This window comes from Stenotrophomonas sp. FR024 (genome assembly GCF_047500745.2).
Lineage (GTDB): Bacteria > Pseudomonadota > Gammaproteobacteria > Xanthomonadales > Xanthomonadaceae > Stenotrophomonas > Stenotrophomonas maltophilia_A.
This window is the reverse complement of sequence record NZ_JAXAXM020000034.1, coordinates 1-1,503: the sequence shown is the minus strand read 5'-3', so window position 1 is coordinate 1,503 and position 1,503 is coordinate 1. Positions and strand designations below refer to the sequence as shown.

Genomic DNA, 1,503 nt, shown 5'->3' with positions numbered 1-1,503 from the left:
GGGGGGGGGCCCCCCCCGCGCCCGGCACTATCGGTTACTTGCCCAGCCGGGCGACCAGCGCCTGCAGGGCATTCTGCGCATCCGGGGCGAACCAGGCCTCGACGAAGCGGTCGAGCTGGATCAGGTCCGGGTGCAGGGCTTCGTGCAGGTCGGCACGGGCAATGGCGCGGGTCAGCAGCATCGGCTGGCGCGGCTGCTTGAGCAGGTTCTGCAGCCAGGCGATGGCGCGCGCCACCACCAGGTCGCCTTCGGCCAGTTCATCGACCAGGCCGATCTGCAGCGCCTGTTCGGCCGGCACCAGCGAACCGGTGGTCAGCAGGACGCCGGCGCGGTGCACGCCCACCGCACGGCGCAGCAGGCGCTGGATGCCCTCCGGCGCGATCAGGCCCACCTGCACTTCGTTCAGGCCGATGGCATACGGCCGCGACGGATCGGCGCTGCGCGCCATCACCCGGTAGTCGCAGCACAGGGCCAGCACGCAGCCGCCCGCCGGTGCGTGGCCGGTGATCGCCGCGACCACCGGGATGCGGCTCTCGGCCAGCGTGCGCACGGCGCCAAAGAAGGCGTTCCAGGTGTCCAACAACTTGTGCTTGTCATCACCATGCGAGAGCAGGTGCGGCACGTCCATACCGCCGGTGAAGATGCGCTCGCTGCCCGACAGCACGATGCCGTGCGCGTCTTCGGCCATGGCCAGCTCGATGGCATGGATCAACTGCCGGCACAGTTCGGTGTCCAGTGCGTTGACCGGCGGCCGCGCCAGGCGCAGTTCGCGGATGGGGCCATGGTTGATCACCTCGATGAGCGTCGTCATGCTGCGGTCTCGTTGCGAAGAAGGAACCTGGGCGATGATAACCAAACCATTCGTTGGCGTACTGTTGGTTCTGTGTGCGGCCGCAGCATCGGTCTCGGCGGCGGAACCGGACTGCGTCACGGTGGAGCAGGGCTGGGCGCGGCTGCCACCGAATCCGGCGATGCCGATGACCGCCGGCTACGGCGTGATCCACAACGGCTGCAGCAAGGCGGTGGCGATCACCGGCGCGACCAGCAGTGGCTTCGGCGATGTGTCGCTGCACGAGACCACGATCGTCGATGGGGTCAGCCGCATGCGCGCGATCGAGCGTCTGCCGCTGGCGCCGGGCGCGCGCGCCGAGCTCAAGCCCGGTGGCCTGCACCTGATGCTGATGCAGGGCAAGGGCGCGTTGAAGGAAGGGCAGGCGCTGCCGTTGCGGCTGCAGCTGGAAGGCGGTGGCGAAGCGAGCGCGACGTTGGTGGTGCGCAAGGCCGCGCCGTAAGCGCGCGGGGAAACGGCACGCTGCTGCTGAAGCAAGGAGTTGGGATGGCCGTCGTAGCGTCGAGCTTGCTCGACGGCCCCGGCCAGCAGCAGTCGAGCAAGCTCGACTCTACGGATGAAGCGACGATTGGATGGCTGCCGTAGCGTCGAGGACGCTCGGCGCGAACGGAATATCCGGTAGTGCCGGCCGCTGGCCGGCATTTCGCGTCCTG

General features: G+C 69.0%; 2 protein-coding genes. One reads left to right on the top strand and one right to left on the bottom strand.

Going from position 1 to position 1,503, the window contains the following annotated elements; translation table 11 throughout:
• Positions 1-34 precede the first annotated feature (34 nt).
• Positions 35-811 carry an enoyl-CoA hydratase/isomerase family protein gene (locus ACMZ91_RS21175; RefSeq protein ID WP_032127589.1) on the bottom strand — a complete coding sequence of 259 codons (777 nt, stop codon included), beginning with the start codon at positions 809-811 and terminating at the stop codon, positions 35-37.
• A 34-nt stretch (positions 812-845) separates the two neighbouring features.
• Here ACMZ91_RS21175 and ACMZ91_RS21170 point away from each other — a divergent pair, with 34 nt between their 5' ends.
• Complete coding sequence (locus ACMZ91_RS21170) at positions 846-1,292, top strand: copper chaperone PCu(A)C (RefSeq protein WP_414578642.1); 447 nt, start codon at positions 846-848, stop codon at positions 1,290-1,292.
• Positions 1,293-1,503: the final 211 nt, after the last annotated feature.